Source organism: Phenylobacterium sp., from assembly GCF_036677185.1.
Taxonomy (GTDB): domain Bacteria; phylum Pseudomonadota; class Alphaproteobacteria; order Caulobacterales; family Caulobacteraceae; genus Phenylobacterium.
In genome coordinates, this window is sequence record NZ_JAKFEN010000021.1 from 242,358 (window position 1) to 265,982 (window position 23,625).

Here is a 23,625-nt window from a genome sequence, read left to right on the forward strand (position 1 = left end):
CCATGCCGGCCCGGGCCGGAGTCGCGACGAAGACCAGTGCCCTGGTTGTCTTTGAGATTTTGCGGGGTTCGTCCTCCCAGGTTCGCTGGAGCTGGCATGCCGCGCGGTCCTGACGAGGAGCAGTTTCGGCCGCGGCCGGGCAAACCGCGCGCCAGCAAGCGCGGTCGCCGCTTCACCAGCCAGGTGCTCCGGGCCGCGCAGAAGGCGGCGGGCGGCATTCGCCCCCGGTTCGCTCGGCCTTCCAAGCGCGGCGGTGAGGCGGGCCGTGGCCGGGCGGTCGCCCGCCTACTTGCCGGCGGAGCGACGGCGCGTGACCGGCGCGTGGTGGTGAAGGTGCGACTGGTGGTCCTCGCCAGAACGTCGCCCGGCTCGACAGCCGCGCACCTGCGCTACATCCAGCGTGACGGCGTCACGCCGGAGGGAGAGCCAGGCGCGACCTATGGCCGAACGGCGGACCGCGCTGATGCCGAGGCTTTCGAGGCGCGTGGCCGCGAGGACCGTCACCAGTTCCGCTTCATCGTCTCGCCGGAAGACGCAGCTGAGCTCGGTGATTTGCGCGGCTTCACCCGCGACCTGATGGGGCGGATGGAGGGCGATCTTGGTACGCGGCTCGACTGGGTCGCGGTCGACCATTTCGACACCGACAACCCGCACAGCCACGTGGTCCTGCGTGGCGTCGACGACCGGGGCCGTGACCTGATCATCGCCCGTGATTACATCAGCCATGGGATGCGCCGACGCGCGTCCCTGCTGGCCACCGAACTCCTTGGCCCGCAGACCGAGCAGGAGCTTCGTGAGCGCCTGACCCGCGAGATCAGCGCGGAGCGCTGGACCGGTCTCGACCGGCAACTGCAGGACCTGGCGCGGGATGGCATCGTGACATGTGAGCCGGATGAGGATCCCGCCCTTGTCGGCCGGGCCGCCACGCTCGAGCGTCTTGGACTGGCGGAACGCATGGGTTCAGCGCGCTGGCAGTTGCGCGAAGACCTCGAGCCTACGCTCCGGGCCATGGGCGAACGCGGCGACATCGTGCTTACCTTGCAGCGAGCGTTCGTCGGTGAGTCCCGGCCCTTGGAGATCCTGCATGGCGCGGGCGCGCCGGGGACCACCATCGGGCGGATTGTCCGCAAGGGGCTGGCCGACGAACTGGACGATCGCGGGTTCTTGGTGATCGATGGCCTGGACGGCAAGGGCCGCTACGTGGCGCTGCACCCTGGCGCCGCGTTGACCGACTATCCCCAAGGCGCCGTCGCCAGCGTCCGGACGGTTGCGGCTGGCCCGCGGCCTGCGGACCGGGCCATCGCCGCAGTCGCGGAAGGCGATCTCTACCACCCTGATCGTCACCTCGCCTCGGCGCGCTCCGATGCCGGGCCCACCGATGATCCCGAGGGATTCGTGGCCGCGCATGTTCGCCGGCTGGAGGTGTTGCGTCGGGCCGGCGTCGTCGAACGATTGGATGACGGCCGCTGGAGACTCCCACCCGATTTCCTGAAGCGTGCGGCCGCTTACCAAGCCGGCCGGTTCGGCGGCGTGCAGGTGGAGGTGCTCTCGGACGGGCCGCCCTCGCGACAGGCGCGCCTCCTTGGCGTCACATGGCTCGACCGAAGCCTCATCGAGGATGTCCGTCCGGGGCCAACGGCGTTCGGCGCGGAGGTCCGCGATGCGCTAAACGCGCGCCGCGCTTTTCTCGCCGAGCAGGGTCTGGCGACGCAGCGCGGAGCCGGTTGGAAACTAGCGCCGGATCTTCTGGGCGCATTGCGCCGGCGTGAGCTTGAGGCGGTCGGCGCACGACTCGCCGCCGAGACCGGGGTGGTGCATCGCCCGGCCATCGACGGCGACGTCATCCGTGGGACCTATCGCCGTCAGCTCAACCTGGTGAGCGGGCGCTTCGCCATGGTCGACGACGGGATGGGCTTCAGTCTCGTGCCTTGGCGTCCGGTCCTGGAGAACCGCCTCGGGCAGATGGTCAACGCCCAGATTCGCCACGTCGGGGTGCAGTGGACGTTCGGCCGGTCGCGCGGCATCGGCGTCTAACAAAAAAAGTTCAGAGACGTGATCCACCGCCCTCGCCACGCCTGGGCCCGACCGGAAGTCCTGCGCTTTGCAAACCGTTCTCTTACGTCTCGCAGCATACCCGGACGGTCTTTGACCCGACGTGTGGCGGCGAGCGACTTCACCCTAGGCGTGCGTATCGGCTCGTCGTGTCGATGCGGGAGAGGTCGGATGTCACCGACCAAAGTGCTTGTCGGGCAGATCCTGGTGGTGTTCGCGGTAGCCGGCTTCGCCGTCTGGGGCGCGACCCAATGGGCGGCCCAGGCGCTCGCCTATCAGTCCCAGCTCGGTCAACCCTGGTTCATCACCTTCGGCCATCCGATCTACAGGCCCTGGCTGCTCTTCCCTTGGTGGTTCGCCTACTACGCCTACGCGCCAAGCATCTTCGACCGCGCCGGCGCCATGGCCGCCACCGGCGGTCTGCTCGGCGCGGCCTCGGCCGTGGTGGGCTCGGTCTGGCGGGCGCGACAATCTCGGTTGGTCACGACGTACGGGTCAGCCCGCTGGGCGAAGGCCAAGGATCTGCGGCGCGCCGGCCTGATGCGAGCGGCCGGCGTGTTCCTCGGGCGCACCGACGGCGGATATCTGCGGCACGACGGCCCCGAGCATGTGATGGCCTTCGCGCCCACCCGGTCGGGCAAGGGCGTCGGCCTGGTCGTGCCGACCTTGCTGAGCTGGACCGGCAGCTGCGTGGTCCACGACATCAAGGGCGAGAACTGGCAGCTCACCGCCGGCTTCCGCTCCCGCTTCTCCCACTGCCTGCTGTTCAATCCCACCGACCCGCGCTCGGCCGCCTACAATCCACTGCTGGAAGTGCGTCGCGGACCGCAGGAGGTCCGCGACGTCCAGAACATCGCCGACATCCTGGTCGATCCCGAGGGTTCGATCGAGAAGCGCAGCCATTGGGAGAAGACCAGCCATGCGTTGCTGGTCGGCGCGATCCTGCATGTCCTCTACGCCGAGCCGGACAAGACGCTGGCCGGCGTCGCCAACTTCCTCTCCGATCCGGCCCGGGCCTTCGACCGCACGCTGAAGGTGATGATGACCACGGCCCATCTGGGTCCGCTGGGTGTCCACCCCGTCGTCGCCAGCGCCGCGCGCGAGGTGCTGAACAAGTCGGAGAACGAACGCTCCGGCGTGCTCTCCACCGCCATGAGCTTCCTCGGCCTCTATCGCGATCCGACAGTCGCGCAGGTCACCGCCCGCTGCGACTGGCGGATCGATGACCTCGTCGAGGGCAAGCACGCCGTCAGCCTCTACCTGGTCGTTCCGCCCTCGGACATCTCGCGGACCAAGCCGCTGATCCGCCTGGTCCTGAACCAGATTGGCCGGCGGCTGACCGAACAACTCGATGACGCCAAGCATCCGCGGCGCAAGCTCCTCCTGATGCTGGACGAGTTCCCGGCGCTCGGGCGGCTCGACTTCTTCGAGTCGGCCCTGGCCTTCATGGCCGGCTATGGCCTGCGCGCCTTCCTGATCGCCCAATCGCTCAATCAGATCGAGAAGGCCTACGGGCCCAACAACGCGATCCTGGACAACTGCCATGTACGGGTGACGTTCGCGACCAACGACGAGCGCACCGCCAAGCGGATCTCCGATGCACTCGGCGCCGCCACCGAGCTGCGGTCCCAGCGCAACTATGCCGGCCACCGGCTCTCCCCCTGGCTCGGCCACCTGATGGTCAGCCGCCAGGAGACCGCTCGCCAGCTGCTGACGCCTGGCGAAGTCATGCAGCTGCCGCCCGACGAGGAGATTGTCATGGTCTCGGGGCACCCGCCGGCCCGGGCCAAGAAGCTCCGCTACTACGAGGACGCCAACTTCAAGGACCGGGTGGCGCCGCCGCCGGTCTTGGCCGACGACGGCTATGTTGATCGGCCGGCGCCACGGGCCGATGACTGGAGCGGGCTGGTGACGCCCTCTCAGGCGGCGCCCACAGTTCAGGCCATCGACGGCTTCGATGATGAGGGCGGCGCCCGCCGCCAGCCCGAACTCGACGCCCTTGAGTCATCGCCGGCAACGTCGAACGCCGACGAGCTCATGCGGCTCGACGACGACAGCGACTTCGATGACGACATCACGGCCGACCGGTTCCGGCCCGACCGCCGGCTTCAGACCGCCGCACGCTTGGCGGCGCTCGATCCCGACGACGGGATCGCCCTGTGAGCCGCCCGCCGATCTCTCGCTCGCGCCTCAGCGTCTATGTCGAGCCTGAGGCCGAGAAGCGGCTGGCCGAGGTGGCAGCCCTGAAAGGCATCTCCAAATCCTCCATCGTGGCGGCCGCCCTGTGGTCGTTCCTGTCGCCCGATGGCGGCGACCGGCGTGAGGCCGCCATCGCCAAGCGCCTGGACAAACTCACCCGGCAATACGACCGGCTGGAGCGCGACCAGACCATCCTTATCGAGACGGTGGCGTTGTTCGTCCGCCACACCCTGACCGTCACCTCGCCGATCCCCGCCGCCCACCAGGAGGCCGCGGTCGCGCAGGGTCGCGAGCGGATGCGGCAGTTCGTCGACCAGCTCGCCCGACGCCTCCAGCAGGGCCGCAGCCTGGTCAAGGAGGTTCACGAGGAGATCTTCCCCGACGAGAGCCGCTTCTTCCATCTGGACGACGCCCCGCCGGCTGAAGCCGAGGCGGAGGTCGCAACGTGAGTGTCCACGAACTCTCCGCCGCCCGCCAGGTCCGGATGTTGCGCACCGCACTGGGGCCGGTCATCGCCGCGGCGTTGGAGGATCACGATGTCGTCGAGGTCTTGCTCAACCCCGATGGCTCACTCTGGACCGATCGGCTCTCCTGCGGCCGCACGCCCACTGGCGAGTATCTCTCCGCGGCCGACGCCGAGCGGATCATCCGCCTGATCGCCACACATGTCGGCGTTGAAGCCAGCCGCAAGACCCCGATCGTCTCGGCCGAACTACCAGAGACCGGCGAACGGTTCGAGGGCATCCTGCCGCCGGTCGCGCCGACCCCGGCCTTCGCCATCCGCAAGCGCGCCAGCCTCGTCTACACCCTGGATCGCTATGTCGCCGATGAGGTGATGACGGCGCAGGAGGCCGAAGCCCTGCGGGTCGCGGTCCGGACGCGGCTCAACATCGTCATCGCCGGGCCGACCTCGTCGGGCAAGACCACTCTGGCCAACGCTCTCTTGGAAGAAGTCGCCAAGACCGGCGACCGGGTGATCATCCTTGAAGACACCCGCGAACTGCAGTCGCTCTCCAACGACCAGGTGCCGCTGCGCACCAAGCCCGGCGTCGCCACCATGGCCGACCTGGTCCGCTCGACGCTGCGCCTGCGCCCAGACCGCATCGTCATCGGCGAGGTCCGCGGCGCCGAGGCCCTCGATCTGCTGAAGGCTTGGGGCACCGGCCATCCTGGCGGCATCGCCACGCTTCACGCCGGGTCGGCCGTGGGCGCGCTGAACCGGCTGGAGCAGCTGATCGCCGAGGGCGTGATCAATGTCCCCCGCGCCCTGATCGCCGAAGCCGTCGACGTGGTCGTGCTGATCGACGGCCGCGGCCCAGCCAGGCGCGTCCGCGAGCTGGTCCGCGTTACCGGGCTGCTCGACGCCGGCTACCGCCTCGAACCCCTCATCACCCTTGCAACAGGAGAAGCGCCATGACGGCGAAACGGATTTGCGGAAACCCGCAACGGCGGATCTCAGGATCGGCGGGTCTGCTGATCTCAGGCTTTGCGACCCTCAGTCTTTGGCCAGGCGCCGTGCTGGCGGCCGGTTCTTCCATGCCCTGGGAACAGCCGCTGCAGCAGATCCTGAACTCCATCGAGGGGCCAGTCGCCAAGATCATCGCGGTGATCATCATCATCTCCACCGGCCTGACCCTGGCGTTCGGCGACAGTTCGGGCGGCATGCGCAAGCTGGTGCAGATCGTCTTCGGCCTCTCGATCGCCTTCGCCGCCTCGAGCTTCTTCCTGTCCTTCTTCTCGTTCGGCGGCGGGGCGCTGGTCTGATGGCCGCCGAGGGCTCGCCGGGCGGCTACGAGGTCACGCTGCACCGATCGCTCACCGAGCCGATCCTGCTCGGCGGCGCGCCACGGCCCGTGGCGATCGCGGTCGGCACCCTGGCCGCCGCGCTGGGGATCGGGCTTCGCCTCTGGCTGGCCGGGGTCCTGATCTGGCTGGTGGGCCATGCGCTCGCCGTCTGGGGCGCGCGCATCGACGCCCAGTTTGTCGAGGTCTTCACCCGCCACGTGAAGCACCGCCCGCACCTGGACGCCTGACCCGATGCTCAACCTCGCCGAATACCGCAAGCGTCCGGCCAGCCTCGCCGATTGGCTACCCTGGGCCGGCCTGGTCGCGCCAGGCGTCGTGCTGAACAAGGATGGGTCCTTCCAACGCACCGCAAGGTTCCGCGGACCCGATCTCGACAGCGCCACCGAGTCCGAACTGGTCGCCACGGCCGCTCGTCTCAACAACGCGCTGAAACGGCTCGGCTCCGGCTGGGCCCTGTTCGTCGAGGCCGAGCGCCGGCCGGCCGCGCTCTACCCATACGCGGAGCTCCCCGACCCACTGTCCTGGCTCGTCGACCAGGAGCGGCGGGCGAGGTTCGACGAGAGCGGCGACCTCTTCGAGAGCGTCTATCACCTGACCGTCGTCTTCCTGCCCCCGGAAGAAGCGAAGGCCCGCGCCGGCTCGGTGCTCTTCGAGAGCGCCGAGCCGCGCGGCGTCGACTGGCGGGCGCAACTCGGCCGCTTCGTCGACCAGACCGAGCGGCTGGCGGGTCTGTTCGAAGGCGTGCTGCCGGAGTTCGGATGGCTGGAGGACGCCGAGACCCTGACCTACCTGCACGGCACGGTCTCGACGACGCGCCATCCCGTCACCGTCCCCGAAGTGCCGATGCACCTGGACGCATTGCTCGCCGACCAGCCGCTCGCGACGGGCCTGGCGCCGATGTTGGGGACCGCGCACCTGCGGACCCTGACGGTCCGGGGCTTCCCGACCTCGACCTGGCCGGGCCTGCTCGACGAGCTCAATCGCCTGGCCTTCTCCTACCGCTGGACGGTGCGCTTCCTCTTTATGGACAAGGCCGACGCCGAGAAGGAACTCGGCAAGCGCCGGCGCCAGTGGTTCGCCAAAAGGAGGGGCATCGCCACCCTACTGCGGGAGACCATCTTCCAGCAGGAGAGCCCGCTGGTGGATTCCGACGCCGCCAACAAGGCGCTCGATGCCGACGAGGCGCTACAGGCGCTGGGGTCCGACGCGGTGGGGTTCGGCTACCTCACCGCGACCGTGACGGTTTGGAATGTAGACGCCCAACTGGCCGACGAGCGCCTGCGAATGGTCGAGCGCACGATCCAGGGCCGGGGGTTCGTCGCCACGCCGGAGACCCTGAACGCCGTCGAGGCTTGGCTGTCGTCCTTGCCCGGTCACGTCTACGCCAATGTCCGCACGCCCGTCGTCTCGACCCTGAACCTTGCCCACCTGATGCCGATCTCGGCGGTCTGGGCGGGGCCGGCGCGCAACGCCCATCTGGATGGGCCGCCGCTGCTGGTCACCCGCACCGAGGGCGCGACCCCGTTCCGGCTCGACCTGCATGTCGGCGATGTCGGCCATACCCTGGTGGTAGGGCCCACCGGCGCCGGCAAGTCGGTACTGCTGGCCACCCTGGCCCTACAATTCCGCAAGTACGCCGACGCGCAGATCAGCATCTTCGACAAGGGCGGCTCGATCCGCGCCACGGTCCTGGGCCTCGGCGGAGCCTTCCACGACCTTGGCCTCGACGGGCGCCTAAGCTTCCAGCCGCTGCGCAACATCGACGACGACCCCGAGCGGGCGTGGGCGTCGGAGTGGGTGCAGGGTCTGCTGCTCCGCGAAGGCGTGGAGCTGACGCCCGACGCCAAGGACACCGTCTGGGCGGCATTGAACAGCCTCGCCTCGGCGCCGGCGCAGGAGCGGACGCTCACCGGGCTGTCGGTGCTGCTGCAGTCGGCAGCGCTGCGCCAGGCGCTGGCGCCCTACACCATCTCCGGACCGTTCGGCCGACTGCTGGACGCCGACGAGGAGGCGCTGTCGCTCACCGACCTCCAGGCCTTCGAGATGGAGGACCTGATGCGGTCTCCGGCCCTGACGGCCGCTGTGCTGGGCTACCTGTTCCATCGCCTGGAAGGGACGTTCGATGGGCGGCCGGCGCTGCTGGTCCTAGATGAGGCCTGGGTCTTCCTCGACGATCCGCTGTTCGCCGCCCGCATTCGCGAATGGCTGAAGACCCTTCGCAAGAAGAACGTCGCCGTGGTGTTCGCCACCCAGTCGCTGGCCGACATCCATCGCTCGACCATCGCCCCGGCCGTCGTCGAAAGCTGCCCCTCTCGGATCTTCCTGCCCTCGCCCCAGGCCACCGAGCCGCAGCTCCGGACCATCTATGAGGGGTTCGGCCTCAACGCCCGGCAGATCGACATCGTCGCCAGGGCGACGCCCAAACGCGACTACTACCTGCAGAGCCGTCTCGGCAATCGGCTGTTCGAACTCGACCTCGGCCCCGTCGCCCTGGCTTTCGCCGGCGCCTCGGCGCCCGCCGATCACCTCGCCATGGACCAACTCGCAGACCGGCCGGCCGGCGCCAAGTTCGCCGCGGCCTGGCTGCGTCGCCGCGATCTCGCCTGGGCCGCCGACCTGATCGACGGCCATGCCCCTACCCCCGAAGAGGAGACCTGACCCATGTCCAAGACACCCTGGCTCGCCGCAACGGCGGCGGCCGTCCTCATCCTGGCCGCGCCGATGCAGGCGAGCGCCCAACTGACGGTCTTCGACCCCAGCAACTACGTCCATACGGTCCTGACCGCGTCACGCAGCCTCCAGCAGATCACCAACCAGATCACCATGCTGCAGAACCAGGCTCAGATGCTGCTGAACGGGGCCAAGAACCTCACCAGCCTGAACTTCAGCGCGCTGGCCCAGCTCAAGGCCAATCTCGCCCGCACCCAGGCGCTGATCGCCCAGGCCAAGGGGCTGGCCTTCGACATCGCCACCCTCGATCAGAAGTTCAAGCAGCTCTATCCGACCGGCTATGCCGCCGGCACGACGGGCGCGGTGCTGGCCAGCGATGCACGGAGCCGCTGGACGGCCTCGCTCGAGGCGCTGCGCACCAGCATGCAGGTGCAGGCCCAGGTCTCCGACCAGATCACCGCCGACCAAGTCACGCTCAGCGACGTCAGCACCCGCAGCGCCTCGGCCGTCGGCGTGCTGCAGGCCGTGCAGGCCACCAACGAGCTCCTCGCCTTGCAGGCCAAGCAGGCGATGCAGGGCCAGCAGCTCGCGCTCGCCCAGGACCGCGCCGCGGCCTCCGAGGCAGCGCGTGGATTGGCGGCGGACACGCGGGCCCAGGCTGTCCGCTCGCAGTTCGTCGGCACGCCGTCGGCCTATGCACCGCTGCCCGTGAAGGCGTTCTGACCATGCTGGTGAACACCAAGCTCCTCTGGCTGGCGGCGGCGCTGGCTTTGGCGGCCTGCGACCAACGACCGGCCGAGACGCGGCCGCCGGCCCACGTCGCCGCGCCCACGATCGACGTCGCACGGCTCGCCGCCGATCGCGCCGCGCTCGACGACGCCCACGCCCGCTGCAAGGCCCGCGCCGCCGACGCCACACCCGAACTCTGCGCTGCGGCCGCTGAGGCGACGCGACGTCGGTTCTCAGGTTCGGCGAGCGTCAACGTGCCGGCCCCCGCCGCACCCAACCTGGGCGACGCCAACCGATGAACAACGTCAACGTCATCGACCAATTCACAGACACCTTCGCCCGCTACATCGATAGCGGGTTCGGGCTGGTCGGCGGCGACGTCAGCAGCCTGGCGGCGATCCTGATCGCCATCGACATGACCTTGGCGGGGCTGTTCTGGGCGCTCGGCGGGGCCGACGATGTGATCGCCCGGCTGATCAAGAAGGTCCTCTATGTGGGAGCCTTCGCGTTCATAATCTCCAACTTCAACAGCCTGGCCGGGATCGTCTTCCGCTCCTTCGCCACCCTGGGCCTGACCGCCTCCGGCGGCAGCATCGGACAGGCCGAACTGCTGCAGCCCGGGCGCCTGGCAACGGTCGGGGTCGAGGCCGGGCGTCCGCTCTACGAGGCGATCGGCAAGCTGGCCGGCTTCCCCGACGTTTTCACCAACCTCGACACCATCGCCATCTTGCTGTTGGCCTTCCTGATCGTGGTGCTGAGCTTCTTCATCCTGGCCGTCCAGGTGTTCGTCGCCATCATCGAGTTCAAGCTGACCACGCTGGCCGGCTTCGTGCTGGTGCCCTTCGCGCTCTGGAACAAGACCAGCTTCCTGGCCGAGAAAGTGCTCGGCAATGTCGTCTCCTCCGGCGTGAAGATCCTGGTGCTGGCGGTCATCGTCGGCATCGGCACGGGGCTGTTTTCCCAGTTCAAGGCGCCCGCCGGAACCGAGCCGACGCTCGACCAGGCGCTCGCCTTGATCCTGGCCTCCATCACTTTCCTGGGGCTCGGCATCTTCGGCCCCAGTATCGCCGGCGGGCTGATCACCGGCGCACCGCAGCTGGGCGCTGGCGCGGCCGTCGGGTCAGCGGCCGCCACGGCCGGAATGGTCGTCGCCGGGGGCGCTGGCGCCATGGCGGCTGGCCGCCTGGCCGGCGGCGTCCTCGGCGGCGGTCTTCGCGCGGCCACCACGCTGGCTTCCGGCGCCCGCACCGCCTACGCGGCCGGAGCGGCGGGCCGGACCGGCGCATCATCCGTCGGCGGCGGCCTGGCCGGCGTCGCTCGAGCCGGTCTCGAAGGCGCTGCTGGACAAGTCCGTCAGCGCTTTACACCACCGCCGCCATCCGCCGGCGGTGGTGGGGAATCCGGCTCCAAAGGCGAGCCGGCCTGGGCCTCCCGCCTCAAACGCAACCACGGCCTGCGTGGCGCGACGTCCTCAGTCCTGCACACCGTCAAATCCGGCGATCACGGCGGCTCCAGCGCCGGCCCCTCACTGCGCGAACCGGAGAGCTGATCCATGCGCTTTCGACGATCATCTGTGAGCTACGGCCTCTCCCCGGAACCGGTGACGCCCTACCAGAAGGCGGCTCAGGCCTGGGACGACCGGCTGGGTTCGGCTCGTGTCCAGGCGCGCGGTTGGCGGCTCATGGCCTTCGGTTGCCTGGGCCTCGCCTTCGCCGCCGGAGCCGGCATCGTCTGGCAAGCCGGCCGCTCGACAGTTGCGCCCTACGTGGTCGAAATCGACCTGACCGGCGAGGTGCGCAATGTGGCGGCGGTCCGCCAGACCTATGAGCCGACAGACGTCCAGATCGCTTTCCACCTTGCCCGATTCATCACCGACGTACGGTCGCTGCCGACCGATCCCGTCATGGTCCGGCGCGCCTGGCTCGAGGCCTATGACTTCACGACCGACCGCGGCGCGGCCGTCCTCAACGACCACGCCAGGCAGGACGATCCCTTCGCCAAGGTCGGCAAGACCTCCGTGACGGTCGACGTGGCGAGCGTGGTCCGCGCCTCGCCAGGCGCCTTCCAGATCCGCTGGACCGAGCAGAGCTATGCCGATGGCGCCCTGGTCTCCACCGACCGATGGACGGCGATCGCCCAGGTCGTGCTGCAGCCACCGCGCACCGAGGAGCGGCTGCGCAAGAACCCACTCGGCATCTACGTCAACGGATTGAGCTGGAGCCGGGACCTGGCCGCGCCAGCGACGCCGCCGGCGCAACCGCTCCCCCCGCCACAGTCCCTTCCTCCGCAACCCGTTCCAGCGAGCGCCCCATGATCCGCCGCGCCTCGATCCTCGCCTCATCCCTGACCCTCGCGGCCTGCGCCAGCCAGTCCGCGCCGCCACCAAAGATCGCCCTTGATCCGCCTACGGCGCTGGCGATCGTCCAGCCGGAGCCGCCCAAGCCGATCCAGGTAGTGGCCATCCCCCAACTCTTGCCATTGCCCGGCCAGCTGAAGCCGATGGCGGCCGCGCCACCCCAAGCATCGGTCGATCCACATCGTCGGGTCGCCATGGCGGGGGCGGCGGCCCGCGTCCAGCCCGCACAGGACGGCTTCATCAATGCGATCCAGGTCTGGCCCTTCTCGCCCGGCGCGCTCTACCAGATCTATGCAACGCCCGGAAAGGTGACGGACATCGCCCTGGAACCGGGCGAGAAGCTCACTTCCGTCTCCGCCGGCGACACCGTCCGCTGGGTGATCGGCCACACCACCAGCGGCGCGGGCGCCGGCCAGCAGGTCCACGTCCTGATCAAACCCACGCGGGCCGATCTGAAAACCAACCTGCTGATCTACACCGACCGCCGTCTCTATCAGCTTGAGGTGACGGCCGGCCCGAGCGCCTGGATGGCCGGCGTCTCCTGGAGCTACCCGCAGGATGAGCTCATGGCCCTGAAGCGGCAGAGCGTCGAGGCCGACGTCCAGGCGCCGAGCGCCGCGGGGATACAGATCGACCGTCTGCAATTCCGCTATGCCATCACTGGCGCCCGGCCGGCTTGGCGCCCGGTGAACGCTTTCGACGATGGCGAGAAGGTCTACATCCAATTTCCCGCCGGCATCGCCCAGACCGATCTGCCGCCGCTTTTCGTGGTTGGGCCGGACGGCGAAGGCCAGCTCGTCAACTACCGCGTCCGCGCGCCCTACTATGTGGTCGATGGCGTCTTCGGCGCCGCCGAGCTGCGCTTGGGCGGCAAGCGCCAGGACGTGGTGCGCATAGAACGGACAGATGGCCGCAAAGCGCGCGGGTTGTTCCGATGACCGAACCCACGAAGGAGCGTCCCGAGACGCTGGCCATCCGCGCCAAGCCACGGCCGGTGACACGCCTGTCGCGCAAAGCCCTGGCCGGCTTGCTAGGCGGCGCGGCCGTGGTTGTTCTGGGCGGCGCGATCTGGGCGCTGCGTCCGCCCATGAAACCCAAAGCCCCGGACGAGCTGTATTCCGTGGATCGACGAGCGACGGCCGAGGGCCTGAACCGGCTGCCGCGGAACTATGCCGGGTTGGGCACGGGCGTCGCCGTCCCTCAACTCGGGCCGCCACTACCAGGCGATCTCGGCGAGCCGATCCTGCGCGCACAGCAGGACGGGCGGATCCCGGAGGGGGCGATACCCCAGGTCGGACCGGTCGCGCCGAGCTCGGCCGCGGATCAAATGCGCGAGGACCAGATCAAGACAGCGCACGAGGCCATCGGCTCTCCGTTGTTCTCGGCGTCCTCAACACCTGCGGTGTCCGCGGCAGACCTGGGCGCCGATGGCCCCCACACCGGCGCAATCGTTCCAGCATTGAGCCTTCCCACATCCGACGCCTCCGCGACCCGAGTCGAACTCACGCCTTCGCGCCACGAAGCGTTCGCACGGGCGGCGTCAGGTGCGCCGACTGTCTCGGCGCATCGCCTGACGTCGCCCGAGTCGCCGTTCACGATCATGGCGGGGACTGTGATCTCCGCGGCCCTCGTAACCGGGCTGAATTCCGACCTCCCTGGCCAAATCATCGCCACCGTGACGGTGCCGGTGTTCGACAGCGTCACCGGCCGGACCATATTGATCCCGCAGGGTGCTCGCGTGCTCGGCACCTACGACAGCCAGACCGCGTTTGGAGAGAGCCGCGCGATGGTGGTGTGGACCCGCCTGATCCTCCCAGATGGACGGTCATTGCTGCTGGATCGACTCCTGGGCGTTGATGCTCAAGGCCATGCCGGCTTGACCGATGTCGTCGATCGCCACTGGCGACGCTTGGCCGGCGGCGCTCTGGTCTCGAGCCTGCTCGGCGTCAGCGCCGAACTAACCGCACCCCCATCGAGTGGGGCGCGCGGCGATGTGATCGTGGCGGTGCGCGACGGGGCGCAGGACAGCGTCAATCAGGCTGGTCAGGAACTAACCCGACGAAATCTGGGCATCAAACCAACCATCAGGGTGCGGCCGGGCTTCCCGTTGCGGATCGTTGTGGCGGTTGATTTGGTTCTTGCACCCTATTTGCCACCGTCGCGTTGAACTGTTTCGGCAGCCCGCACCAGTGTCTGGCGCCGAGGGTTTGCACGATCTCCGTTACGTGTTGCTAGCCAAACGCTATATCGCGCCTGACGAAGCGGTAGCCGATGCACTGCTACTCTTGGCTCCGATGGTGCCAATCCGTCTGGCAACAAGCCCGCCCCGATCGATGCCTCCACCATTCGCGCTAGCGTCGGCGCCGTGGAAAAGAGACCCACCACGTCATGTTGAATGTTCCCCACGCGCAGAATCTCACGCACCTGCAACGACAACCCGGGCATGGCCTGCGGATCTGGAAGTATCAGGGCGCTTCCGCGTAGATCTGCGAGCTTCCTGTGTCCCACATGAAGGGGTGAGATCAGCTCGAAGGAGTCCTCCCAGGCGCTGATCGAAACCAACAGCGATGTCACCGGCCGCTCTGCAGTGAGTAGTCCGTCAAGCGCCTCACCGGCAGCAAGCGCGATGAGATCGCGTAGCGGCCGCTCGAGTATGCTGAGCTTGAACCCAGACTCAATGTTAGCCATGGCGTCGATAAAACGCGTCAGACCGGAGCCGCCGGTGCCTTCGGCTACTCCAAGCCGAATTGTAGGCCCGGCCCCATGGGCCCGCATCTCGCGTACCGCCGCGTCGGCGTCAGCGAGAATCCGACGGGCGGTGGATAGGAAGGCTTCACCGGCCGGTGTGAGATTTGTGGAACGCCGCGTGCGAGCAAACAGGCGAACTCGGATATCTATTTCTAAGTCACGTATGGCGCGACTAAGAGGCGATTGCTCGATTCCGAGTCTGCTGGCCGCACGAGCGAAGTGCAACTCTTCAGCTAGAACGACAAAGTTGCGTAGATGTCGAAGCTCCATTTTCGCTCAGTAATTCTCGACGCTTGGTGAATATCGTTTCAGATATTCGTAGATGGTGACTGAATTCAGGTCTCGCTTGACCCTTGTTTAGGTGTGATCGTTACGGAATTGGGCCGATTGAGCCGTGATGCTCTTAGGGATCACCGAGATCGACTAGATACTCTCCGATCGTTTTGCGCCGAACTTCTGGTCTCGCTCAGTCAGAGCCGACAACCCCAGGCTTTCGATCCGCCTGCCACCTTCGCGACGGCTTTCCGCATCCGCACCCACTCGCCATACCACCATCACGGTCCTGGCGGCCACGTCATCACACCGGACGTCTTCGAATGGCAGATGATCCAACGCTTCCCGGACTTTGTATGCGGTGGCCTCCTGACGGAGTTTGTATCGAGCGACCTTGCCAACCGGGGTCAGCGGAAGGCTTTCGATCACGAAGAGCTGCTTGGGACGCGCCGGCGGCTCACCTAGCCTCGCCGCGACGAACTCCTGGATGTCTTCAACCAGACAGGAGGAGCCTGGCCTCAGCACGACGAACAAGACCGGGACCTCACCGGCATAGGAATCCGGCATGGCGACGGCGGCGGCCTGGAGGACGTCGGGGTGGGCTAGGGCGGCGTCATCTATCATCGCCGGGTCGATATTGTGCCCGCCGCGAATGATCATGTCCTTCGATCGGCCAGACAGACGCAGTTGTCCATCGACTCCGATGTCACCGAGATCTCCGCTATGGACCCATCCTTCCACGGAACCCCGGCTGGTCCCCGCCGTCGTTCTGTAACCCTGGAATACGTTCGGGCCTCTGAACTGCGCCTCGCCATCGACTATGCGGACCTCCATGGGCGAAGGAATGAAGCCGACGGCCAGGGTCCGAATCTCGCCATCGACCGGTTGGGCCGAGCAGATTCCCGACAGTTCCGTCATCCCATAGACCTGGCAGACAGGGCGGCCTGTCATCGCTTGTAGTTTCAGCGCGATGTGGCCGGGCAAAGGCGACGCGCCCGTCACGAAACCACGCAGGGCGTCGAGGTTCGCGTCACCGAGTGGGCGTTCGGCGACAAGACCCAACGATGTCGGGACCATGCCAATCAGCGTCGTTCGGGTTCGATCCACCAGATCCCATATTCCACTGACGACGTTCGGATCGCGCGCACCGAGCGGACTCGGAAGGATCACCGTGCCACCGACCGCGAAGCTCGCCAGGACGATGTCGATCAGGCCGCCCACGTGGAACAGCGGCAATCCATTCAGAATCCGGTCGTCGGCCCGATACGCGAGCGCATGCGCCGCCAGCAGGGCGCCGGCGACCAGATTGGCTTCCGAGAGCTCCGCTAGCTTCGGCGACCCAGTCGTTCCGCCCGTGTGGAACAAGGCGGCGGTTCGACCGGTCCCGAATTCAGGCGACGGCGTAGGGCTTGCAGCAAGGAAATCGCGCCAATCAGAACCGCCGTCGCCGGCCCCGAGATCAAGGATCAATTGGCGGACGGGACGGCAGGTGGCCCCTGGCCCCTTCGGGCCTTCGCCGGCGGCCTGGGACGTCGCCGAAAGCAGGATCGCAGCGGCGCCGAGGTCAAGTTGGGAGGTCAGGGCGTCCGCGGACAACAGCGGGTTCAGCGGAAACGCGATGCCGACCGAAGCCGCAGCGATGAAGGCCACGACCGACTCCGGGCAGACCGGCAGGTGGATGGCGACGCTGGAGTCGCGGTCCAGTCCAAACCCCGCGAACGCCGCGGCGGTCGCCTCCACCCGGCCGAGCAGGTCCGCGTAGGAGAAGACCCGTGGATCGGGGTCGTTCGGTCCGGTCATCGCCACGATCGCCGGATGCGACGGGCGCGCCGCGGCCTGAGACCGCAGGAGCGACATCAGTGTGGGATCGGCCGCCAGCGCCTGTGCGACGTCAACCTGTGGACTCGTCATATCGTGCGCTCCCATCTCGGCCCGCCTCCGGCGGCTAGGCCGCGGCGATCTGGTTCAGGCGTGACCGCGCCTCGCGATATTCACGTTCCAGACGATCCACGAAGCCCGCGACCGTGGGGATACCGTCGATACCGCCGATGCCTTGGCCGCACCCCCAAATGTCGCGCCAAGCCTTCGCCGCGGTGTTGCCGCCGCTTCCGAAGTTCATCTTGGACGGATCGGAGGTGGGAAGGTTCGTAGGGTCGAAACCGGCCTGGACGACGCTGCGAGTCAGATAGTTGCCATGCACACCGGTGAAGAGGTTGGAGTAGACGATGTCCTCTGACGTGCCCTCGACGATGGCCGCCTTGTAACCCGCCGCCGCCTTCGCTTCCTGGGTCGGGATGAACCCCGATCCGATGTAGGCCCAGTCGGCGCCCATAGCCTGGGCCGCGAGAATCGCCGAGCCGCTAGCGATCGCGCCCGACAGGGCCACGGGGCCGTCGAACCACGCCCTGATCTCCTGGATCAGCGCGAAGGGCGACAGGGTTCCAGCGTGACCACCGGCGCCGGCCGCCACCGGGATCAAGCCGTCGGCGCCCTTCTCCACGGCTTTGTGCGCAAAGCGGTTGTTGATGACATCGTGCAGGACCATGCCGCCATAACTGTGGATCGCCTCATTGAGGTCTTCGCGGGCGCCCAGCGATGTGATCACCAAGGGCGCCTTGTATTTCACGCAGAGCTCGAGGTCCTCCTCGAGCCGATTGTTTGATTTGTGGACGATCTGGTTCACGGCGAAGGGGGCCGCGGGGCGGTCCGGATTGAGCCGGTTCCAGTTCGCCAGTTCCTCGGTGATGAAGGCGAGCCACTCGTCTAGCTGGCTGATGGGTCGCGCATTCAGCGACGGGAATGAGCCGACGACCCCCGCCTTGCATTGCGCTACCACCAGTTCCGGATCCGAGATCAGGAACAGAGGCGCGGCGATAACCGGCAGGCGTAACGGACCAAGTCGATCGATGTTCGCGCTCACGTCTCATCTCCACTGTCAGATTTCATGCGCCCCAATCTCAGGTGACCAGGGTCCGCACGCGATATTCCGGCGCGTCCCAAAGCCGGTCGGCTAGGACGGCGCGAAGGGTCTGGACGGCTCGCCACACGTCCTCAAAACCCAGGTAGAGCGGGGTCAGGCCAAAGCGCAGCACGTCGGGCCCGCGGAAGTCGCCGATGACCCCGCGGGCGATCAGGGCCCGCATGATGGCGTAGCCGTCCGGGTGGCGGAACGACACATGGCTGCCTCGCGGCTGCCCAAGCGCCGGCCCGATCGCTTCGAGGCCGTAAGCGCCGCACTCCTGCTCGACAAGTGTCGTCAGCAGGCGGCAGAGCGCCGCCGACTTGGCGGCGATCGCCCCCATGTCGGCCCGCAGCAGGAGATCGACGCCCGTCTCGAGCGCCGCTAGGCCCATGACCGACGGGGTCCCGCAAAGGAAGCGCCGCACGCCCGGCGCCGGTTGATAGGCGTCGGAAAAATCGAATGGGCTGGCGTGACCCATCCATCCTGTCAGGGGCGACGTCAGGTCTTGGTGATGACGTTCGGCGACGAAGAGGAAGGCCGGCGCTCCCGGTCCGCCGTTCAGATATTTGTAGCCGCAGCCCACTGCCAGATCCGCGCGCGCGGCGTTGAGATCGACCGCAACGGCGCCGACACTATGACTCAGATCCCAGAGCATCAGGGCACCCGCAGCATGGGCCCGGCTTGTGATCTCCGGCATGTCAAAAACGTCGGCGGTCTTGTAGTGGACGTGAGTCAGCAAGACGAGGGCGGTGTCGTGGTCGATAGCCTCGGCCAGCCGATCGCGCGGTCGCAGTTCCAGCCGATGGCCTCCGCTCAGCGCCGCGAGCGCGCCCTGGATCATGTATAGGTCGGTAGGGAAGTTGCCGGGCTCCGACAGCACGACTTGTCGCCCGGGCCTGGCCTGAAGCGCCGCGACGATGAGCTTGAAGAGGTTGGCGGAGGTCGAGTCGGTGGCGATAACCTCGCCGACGTGCGCACCGACCAGCCTAGCGATCTTGTCGCCGATCCGGCTCGGCGCCCCGATCCAACCATTTGCTTCCCAGCTGCGGATGAGGTCACGCCCCCATTCCAGCTCGATGAGGTCGACCACGCGGTCGGCTGTCTGAACAGGAAGCGCGCCCAGCGAGTTGCCGTCGAGGTAGATCACGTCCGCCGGCAAGCGGAACTCATCCCGGAAAGCCCGAAGCTCGTCGTCGGCGTCGAGTTTCCGGCAGTCTTCCAGGCTTATCTGCACCGGGGTCTGGCTCATGCTTCGGAGGCCTTGGCGTGGAACTGGACCGACTGGCGCCGAGTCTCGTGCTGGGCATCATCCAGGAACTCGCCAAATGTCGTGCCGCCGGTTCCCGTCTCGCCGGGCGCGGCGCCCGACGGAACGCTGACATAGTCGTGCGCCATTCGCCGGTGCGCGGCGCGGAACTTCTCGACCCGCCCGAGAGCGCGATTATAAGCGTGAGCCAGAGCGGGCGCGCCGCGCTCGACCCGGCGACGGAGCTGAGAGACGTCGGCGATGTCCTCGACGAATTGCCGATGAGGTCGCGGCATGTAGGTTCGCATGGTGGCGAAGAACGGCCCTGTGACCGGGCCGTCATGGACGACGCCAAGGGCCGCGTCGACCGCCTGGATCAACGAGCTTTGGCCGGCGCTTCCGCCGATATATTTCCGAGGCTCCGGCCATACGCCCTCATAGATCACGCCAGGGTCCGGCCAGCCGGCCACGAAGTTTCGGACGCGATGATAGAAGATGTGCGGATCGCACCATTCGCGCATCCGCTGGAGCGCCGACATGACCGGACCCAGCTCGTCGGCAATCCTGTCGAGCAGCACCATGACGTCGGCGTCCTCGCCTTCGTGTGAGGCGAGCACCGCCGTGTGCAACGACTTGAGCAGGGGCGCGCCAGCCAGCTCCACCCCCATGGACGCGAGATAGAACCACTCTTCATCGACGCCGCCGAGGAAGCCCACATCCATCTGCGCGTTGTCGAGCGACAGAGGCCTGTCGGGATCCACCCGCCGCCAGTTTCGCAGCGCCATCGATCCATAGTGGGTTATCGGTGGCCGCCCCAGATCGTCGGCGAGCGCGCAGAGCGGCCGGGCCAACGGCGACGGGATCGTCAGATCGGGATCGCGCCCGCCCCAGACCCAGGCGTTAGCGAACATCGTCAGCAGCAGTAGCGCGCGCTCCTGCTCCGCCTCTCCGACCAGGTCGGCGACATCCAGAGTCGGCAGTCCACCGAGGACCTCGCGGATGCGGCCCGAACGGATGAAGGGGGGCATCAGGGGGACGACCTGTTCCCAGGCCTCGAACTGCTGGGGCAACCGGCGTAGCTGATCGCGACCGGGCACGAAGCCCGTCAGGGGGTCGATCGCATAGTCCGACAACGGCCGGAGATCCCGGGACCTGGGCGCGTGGGGCATGGAAGCGTGCATCTGAGACGGGTCCCTGTGGGCCATGCCGCAGCATCGACGTCATAGAAGTCTGATCAAGGTCCACATTTGAACCATTTCAACAGACTACTTTTCCAATCCGCTGCATGGGCAAGGGCCTCCGGCTCAGCCACGCATTACGATAATTTATATTGCATTCTACCATGCACCATTTAGCAATCTGGGAGCTGAAAACGAGAACAGAGGCCGGAGAATGGCCAGTCCCTCGCCTCCAGACGGCATCTCGGTCGTGGCGGGGGCGCATGCGTCCCCGTCCGAGTATCGGAATTTCGTGCACCGCCCGCCCCTCCTCACAGGAACAGACCAATGGGACATCCTCTTGCGGCGCTCCTCTGCGCATCGGTCGTAGCGACCGTGAGCCTCACTCCAGGCTTGGCTCAGGATCGCGGCCCAACCCTGGACCAGATCCTGGGCGTACCGATACCCAGCGGCCCCGTGGCGGCGCCGGGCGGCCGGCAATTCGCCTGGACCACCAACGAACGCGGGCGCCGCAACATCTGGGTCGCGGCGCCCGGCGCGGGAGGATACGGCGCTAGGCAGATCACCAACTTCTCAAAGGACGACGGGCTCGATCTGGGAGAGCTGAACTGGGTCCCGGGCGGCAGTGAGATCATCTACACGCGCGGCGGCACGCTCACCGGCGGGTTCCTGGGCGGTGCAGATCGCAATCCCAACCCCACCAGCCTGGCGGCAGGCGCGAGCCCGCAGGAGATCTGGGCGGTCTCCTTGTCTTCTGGAACCAGCCGGAGACTCGCCGAAGGCCGCTCTCCTCTGGTCTCACCCAGGGGAGATCTCGTCGCCTATGTGTTTGGAGGCCAGATCTGGGTCGTAGACTTGGCGGGCGGAAAACCGCGCAAGCTTCTCCATGACAACGGCTCCCCCGGACCCCAAACGCCAGGCCTGCCACCTGCCATGGCCTGGTCCCCTGACGGCGCCCGCCTCGCATTCGTCAGCCAGCGCGGCGACCACGCCTTCATCGGGGTCTATGCCCTGGACAACGAGCGCCTGACCTGGCTAGCGCCCAGCCTCGACACCGACTCGAATCCGACATGGTCTCCCGACGGCGCTCGGGTGGCGTTCATGCGGACGGCCGGCGGCGGCGGCGTCTTTCCCGCGCCAAGGACGGGAATTCCCTGGTCCGTGATCGTCGCTGACGCGCGGACGGGTGAGGGAAAAGCCGTCTGGCGGGCCGATCCCGGCGTCGGCAGCGTCTTCACCACCTTCGACTCGCCCGCCCAGAAGGCGCCGCTGATGTGGGCCGCCGGCGACAATATCGTCTTTCCTTGGGAGAAGACGGGCTGGGTCCACCTCTACGCCGTGCCGGCGAGGGGCGGCGAAGCCCGCGCCTTAACGAGCGGCCAGTTCGAAGTGACCCACTCGGAGATGGCGCCCGATCGTCGCAGCATCGTTTACGCATCCAACCAGGGCGATCCCGACCGGCGTCACCTCTGGAGGGTTCAGGTTCTCGGCGGCGCGCCGACCCAACTGACCCACGGCGAGGACAGCGAGGACCGCCCCATCGTCTCGGGCGATGGCGGCGCTATCGCGGGCCTGCAGAGCGGAGGCGTGGCTCCGTTGCGTCCAAGCGTGGTCGAGACCGATGGTAGAATGCGCCCGCTGGTCGGCAACGACATCCCGGCTACCTATCCGGCGTCCAAGTTGAGCGCGCCGGTTCCCGTGACCTTCCAGGCCGCCGACGGCCTGACCCTCCACGGGCAACTGTTCCTGCCGCCGAAGTCCGCCGGGAATGGGCCTCACCCCGCCCTGCTCTTCTTCCATGGTGGGCCTCGCAAGCAGTCTTTGCTGGCCTGGGGCAACGAACCTCACAACTACGCCAACTGCCTCTATCTCGCGTCCCAGGGGTATGTGGTCCTGGCCGTGAACTATCGCGGAAGCTCCGGCTACGGCCTGAACTTCCGGCTGCCGGAAGGCTTCGGCCCAGCCGGCGGCAGCGAAGCGGCCGATGTCCGCGCCGGTGCGCTCTACCTGGCTGGGCGCCCGGACGTCGACAAGACGCGGATCGGCAGCTGGGGGCACAGCTATGGCGGCATGCTGACCGCTCAGGGCCTTGCGCGGTCGTCGGACCTCCTGGCGGCGGGCGTAGTCAACTCCGCACTCACCAACTGGCGCTCGCTTTTCGTCAAGGCGGGCTTCGTGAGTCCATCCGACACTGCAGCGGGCGCTGCCCTGGTCGCCGCCTCACCGATCGGCGCCATATCGACCTGGAAGGCGCCTGTCCTGCTGATCTACAACGATGACGACCGTGCCTCACCGTTCTCGCAAGCAGTCGAGCTGGCCGGCGCCCTGCGACGGCAGAATGTGGAATTCGAGCAGAAGATCATCCCGAATGAGATTCACAATCCACAGATGTACGCCTCGACGCTCTCCATCTACGAGGCGACCAACGCGTTCCTGTTCCGCCACCTGGAGCGGCCGGCCAAGTGATCAGGATTGACCCGGCGACGCCCGCCGCAGGTGATTCAGGGTCGCGGCCCCAAACGCCGTCAGCGGGTCGAGCAGGTCGAAGATCAGGTCGAAGTGGTTTCGATTGGCGAATTCCCGCAGCTCCGCGCACCCGCCCTTGATCCGGATCGCCTCTGCGAACGCCTTGGACTGTCGCTTGAACTCCGAAGGCTCGTTCTCGGCGACGGCCACGAGGGCGGGCGGTAAGTCGCCCTGGAAGGCGTCGACGAGCAGCAGGGGGCTGTTCAGCAGCGCGGCCTCCCCCGTCAGGCCCACCGCGTCGTTGACGTAGGTGAGCGGCAGAGGCCTCAGGTCGTAGACACCGCTGAGCAGCGTTAGGCTTCGTACCGGGTTGGCCCCCGCCCAATCGCTCAGGGCGGTCATGGCGGCCAATTGCGCGCCCGCAGAGCACCCGGCGAGGTGAATCGCTTCCGCGTCGAGACCTAGCTCCTCCGCCCGCTCGTAAAGGACGAGCACCGCGCGCCGGCAACGATCGACCATCTCATCGAGCGACACCTGAGGCGCGAGTCCGTAGTTTATCGCCACATAGGCTAGGCCAGCCGCATTCGCGGCCAGCGCCGGAAAGCTGTGCTCGCGACTGCTCAGTTCCTGCCAGTAGCCCCCGTGGATATAGACTAGGACAGGCTGACCGGCGCCGGCCCGATGTCCCTTGGCCGGGAAGAAATCCATCGTCTCCTGGGGGCCACCGCCATACGCGAGGGTAACGTGAGCGTCGGCGAACGCGCGCGCCTGCTCACTTTTCTCCGTATATTGACCAAGTATCTCCCTCCAGTTCGTCACGCAGGAGCTGGGGGAGTACTCACGCTCGAGCGCCGCCCTGTCCGGAAAATTGCGATAGTAGTTCATTGCGGAACCTGAGCTTGGGCAGGAAGGTCAGCGCCATCCTAGCGTGCTGACGCGT

At 67.4% G+C, this 23,625-nt stretch carries 20 protein-coding genes; 14 read left to right on the forward strand and 6 right to left on the reverse strand.

Translation table 11 applies throughout. The annotated features are described in order from the left end of the window. The first annotated feature begins 96 nt into the window (after positions 1-96). The 13 genes from V6M51_RS13095 to V6M51_RS13155 all read left to right on the forward strand — a co-directional run bounded on the left by V6M51_RS13095 (position 97) and on the right by V6M51_RS13155 (position 13,979). Complete coding sequence (locus tag V6M51_RS13095; protein WP_332767812.1) at positions 97-2,034, forward strand: DUF3363 domain-containing protein; 1,938 nt, start codon at positions 97-99, stop codon at positions 2,032-2,034. Between the two features lie 189 nt (positions 2,035-2,223). Beyond that, positions 2,224-4,215, forward strand: coding sequence for a conjugal transfer protein TraG (locus V6M51_RS13100; RefSeq protein WP_332767814.1), 1,992 nt, complete (start codon positions 2,224-2,226; stop codon positions 4,213-4,215). Then, the gene (locus V6M51_RS13105) at positions 4,212-4,700 is read left to right on the forward strand and encodes a CopG family transcriptional regulator (RefSeq protein WP_442957856.1); all 489 of its coding nucleotides are present in this window, start codon (positions 4,212-4,214) and stop codon (positions 4,698-4,700) included. Before V6M51_RS13100 ends, V6M51_RS13105 begins: the two co-directional genes overlap by 4 nt. Positions 4,701-4,735: 35 nt before the next feature. Continuing rightward, positions 4,736-5,668: a P-type conjugative transfer ATPase TrbB gene (gene trbB, locus V6M51_RS13110; protein WP_332767903.1), complete on the forward strand. Its 933-nt coding sequence runs from the start codon at positions 4,736-4,738 to the stop codon at positions 5,666-5,668. Then, a complete protein-coding gene (locus V6M51_RS13115) occupies positions 5,665-6,015 on the forward strand; it encodes a TrbC/VirB2 family protein (RefSeq protein WP_332767816.1) in 351 nt (116 codons plus the stop codon). The genes trbB and V6M51_RS13115 overlap by 4 nt, the downstream gene beginning before the upstream one ends. Next, positions 6,015-6,284 carry a VirB3 family type IV secretion system protein gene (locus V6M51_RS13120; RefSeq protein ID WP_332767818.1) on the forward strand — a complete coding sequence of 90 codons (270 nt, stop codon included), beginning with the start codon at positions 6,015-6,017 and terminating at the stop codon, positions 6,282-6,284. Before V6M51_RS13115 ends, V6M51_RS13120 begins: the two co-directional genes overlap by 1 nt. Before the next feature lie 4 nt (positions 6,285-6,288). Next, positions 6,289-8,715 carry a conjugal transfer protein TrbE gene (trbE, locus tag V6M51_RS13125; protein WP_332767820.1) on the forward strand — a complete coding sequence of 809 codons (2,427 nt, stop codon included), beginning with the start codon at positions 6,289-6,291 and terminating at the stop codon, positions 8,713-8,715. Positions 8,716-8,718: 3 nt separating this feature from the next. After that, a complete protein-coding gene (gene trbJ, locus V6M51_RS13130) occupies positions 8,719-9,450 on the forward strand; it encodes a P-type conjugative transfer protein TrbJ (RefSeq protein ID WP_332767821.1) in 732 nt (243 codons plus the stop codon). A 2-nt stretch (positions 9,451-9,452) separates the two neighbouring features. Continuing rightward, positions 9,453-9,755, forward strand: a complete 303-nt coding sequence (locus V6M51_RS13135) for a hypothetical protein (RefSeq protein ID WP_332767823.1) — start codon at positions 9,453-9,455, stop codon at positions 9,753-9,755. Further along, on the forward strand, positions 9,752-11,005 hold the full coding sequence (gene trbL, locus V6M51_RS13140; protein WP_332767825.1) for a P-type conjugative transfer protein TrbL: 1,254 nt from the start codon (positions 9,752-9,754) through the stop codon (positions 11,003-11,005). The genes V6M51_RS13135 and trbL overlap by 4 nt, the downstream gene beginning before the upstream one ends. Positions 11,006-11,008: 3 nt before the next feature. Beyond that, a complete protein-coding gene (gene trbF, locus V6M51_RS13145) occupies positions 11,009-11,770 on the forward strand; it encodes a conjugal transfer protein TrbF (protein ID WP_332767827.1) in 762 nt (253 codons plus the stop codon). Continuing rightward, on the forward strand, positions 11,767-12,750 hold the full coding sequence (trbG, locus tag V6M51_RS13150; RefSeq protein ID WP_332767829.1) for a P-type conjugative transfer protein TrbG: 984 nt from the start codon (positions 11,767-11,769) through the stop codon (positions 12,748-12,750). Before trbF ends, trbG begins: the two co-directional genes overlap by 4 nt. After that, positions 12,747-13,979 (forward strand): TrbI/VirB10 family protein, encoded by a 1,233-nt coding sequence (locus V6M51_RS13155; protein WP_332767831.1) that lies wholly within the window; start codon positions 12,747-12,749, stop codon positions 13,977-13,979. Before trbG ends, V6M51_RS13155 begins: the two co-directional genes overlap by 4 nt. Here V6M51_RS13155 and V6M51_RS23895 read toward each other — a convergent pair. The 5 genes from V6M51_RS23895 to V6M51_RS13175 form a co-directional block, all read right to left on the reverse strand. Next, positions 13,958-14,830, reverse strand: coding sequence for a LysR family transcriptional regulator (locus tag V6M51_RS23895; protein ID WP_442957857.1), 873 nt, complete (start codon positions 14,828-14,830; stop codon positions 13,958-13,960). The two genes, V6M51_RS13155 and V6M51_RS23895, sit on opposite strands and share 22 nt — an antisense overlap. 153 nt (positions 14,831-14,983) lie before the next feature. Continuing rightward, complete coding sequence (locus tag V6M51_RS13160; protein ID WP_332767833.1) at positions 14,984-16,744, reverse strand: AMP-binding protein; 1,761 nt, start codon at positions 16,742-16,744, stop codon at positions 14,984-14,986. Positions 16,745-16,778: 34 nt separating this feature from the next. After that, positions 16,779-17,753 (reverse strand): NAD(P)H-dependent flavin oxidoreductase, encoded by a 975-nt coding sequence (locus V6M51_RS13165; RefSeq protein WP_332767835.1) that lies wholly within the window; start codon positions 17,751-17,753, stop codon positions 16,779-16,781. Between the two features lie 37 nt (positions 17,754-17,790). Next, positions 17,791-19,044, reverse strand: a complete 1,254-nt coding sequence (kynU, locus tag V6M51_RS13170) for a kynureninase (RefSeq protein ID WP_332767837.1) — start codon at positions 19,042-19,044, stop codon at positions 17,791-17,793. Next, a complete protein-coding gene (locus V6M51_RS13175; RefSeq protein ID WP_332767838.1) occupies positions 19,041-20,174 on the reverse strand; it encodes a hypothetical protein in 1,134 nt (377 codons plus the stop codon). Before V6M51_RS13175 ends, kynU begins: the two co-directional genes overlap by 4 nt. A gap of 501 nt (positions 20,175-20,675) precedes the next feature. Here V6M51_RS13175 and V6M51_RS13180 point away from each other — a divergent pair. Further along, entirely contained in the window at positions 20,676-22,685 is a 2,010-nt protein-coding gene (locus V6M51_RS13180; protein WP_332767839.1) for a prolyl oligopeptidase family serine peptidase, read from the forward strand. Here the strand turns inward: V6M51_RS13180 and V6M51_RS13185 are convergent, their stop codons facing one another. Next, positions 22,686-23,570: an alpha/beta hydrolase gene (locus V6M51_RS13185; protein WP_332767840.1), complete on the reverse strand. Its 885-nt coding sequence runs from the start codon at positions 23,568-23,570 to the stop codon at positions 22,686-22,688. Between the last annotated feature and the right edge of the window lie 55 nt (positions 23,571-23,625).

Excerpts from the sequence above, each read along its gene's own strand:
- V6M51_RS13095 (WP_332767812.1), top strand. The coding sequence starts at position 97 with ATGCCGCGCGGTCCTGACGAGGAGCAGTTTCGGCCGCGGCCGGGCAAA.
- V6M51_RS13100 (WP_332767814.1), top strand. The coding sequence starts at position 2,224 with ATGTCACCGACCAAAGTGCTTGTCGGGCAGATCCTGGTGGTGTTCGCG.
- trbB (WP_332767903.1), top strand. The coding sequence starts at position 4,736 with ATGTTGCGCACCGCACTGGGGCCGGTCATCGCCGCGGCGTTGGAGGAT.
- V6M51_RS23895 (WP_442957857.1), bottom strand. The coding sequence starts at position 14,830 with ATGGAGCTTCGACATCTACGCAACTTTGTCGTTCTAGCTGAAGAGTTG.
- trbL (WP_332767825.1), top strand. The coding sequence starts at position 9,752 with ATGAACAACGTCAACGTCATCGACCAATTCACAGACACCTTCGCCCGC.
- V6M51_RS13115 (WP_332767816.1), top strand. The coding sequence starts at position 5,665 with ATGACGGCGAAACGGATTTGCGGAAACCCGCAACGGCGGATCTCAGGA.
- trbG (WP_332767829.1), top strand. The coding sequence starts at position 11,767 with ATGATCCGCCGCGCCTCGATCCTCGCCTCATCCCTGACCCTCGCGGCC.
- kynU (WP_332767837.1), bottom strand. The coding sequence starts at position 19,044 with ATGAGCCAGACCCCGGTGCAGATAAGCCTGGAAGACTGCCGGAAACTC.
- V6M51_RS13160 (WP_332767833.1), bottom strand. The coding sequence starts at position 16,744 with ATGACGAGTCCACAGGTTGACGTCGCACAGGCGCTGGCGGCCGATCCC.
- V6M51_RS13155 (WP_332767831.1), top strand. The coding sequence starts at position 12,747 with ATGACCGAACCCACGAAGGAGCGTCCCGAGACGCTGGCCATCCGCGCC.
- V6M51_RS13185 (WP_332767840.1), bottom strand. The coding sequence starts at position 23,570 with ATGAACTACTATCGCAATTTTCCGGACAGGGCGGCGCTCGAGCGTGAG.
- trbJ (WP_332767821.1), top strand. The coding sequence starts at position 8,719 with ATGTCCAAGACACCCTGGCTCGCCGCAACGGCGGCGGCCGTCCTCATC.
- trbE (WP_332767820.1), top strand. The coding sequence starts at position 6,289 with ATGCTCAACCTCGCCGAATACCGCAAGCGTCCGGCCAGCCTCGCCGAT.
- V6M51_RS13135 (WP_332767823.1), top strand. The coding sequence starts at position 9,453 with ATGCTGGTGAACACCAAGCTCCTCTGGCTGGCGGCGGCGCTGGCTTTG.
- V6M51_RS13120 (WP_332767818.1), top strand. The coding sequence starts at position 6,015 with ATGGCCGCCGAGGGCTCGCCGGGCGGCTACGAGGTCACGCTGCACCGA.
- trbF (WP_332767827.1), top strand. The coding sequence starts at position 11,009 with ATGCGCTTTCGACGATCATCTGTGAGCTACGGCCTCTCCCCGGAACCG.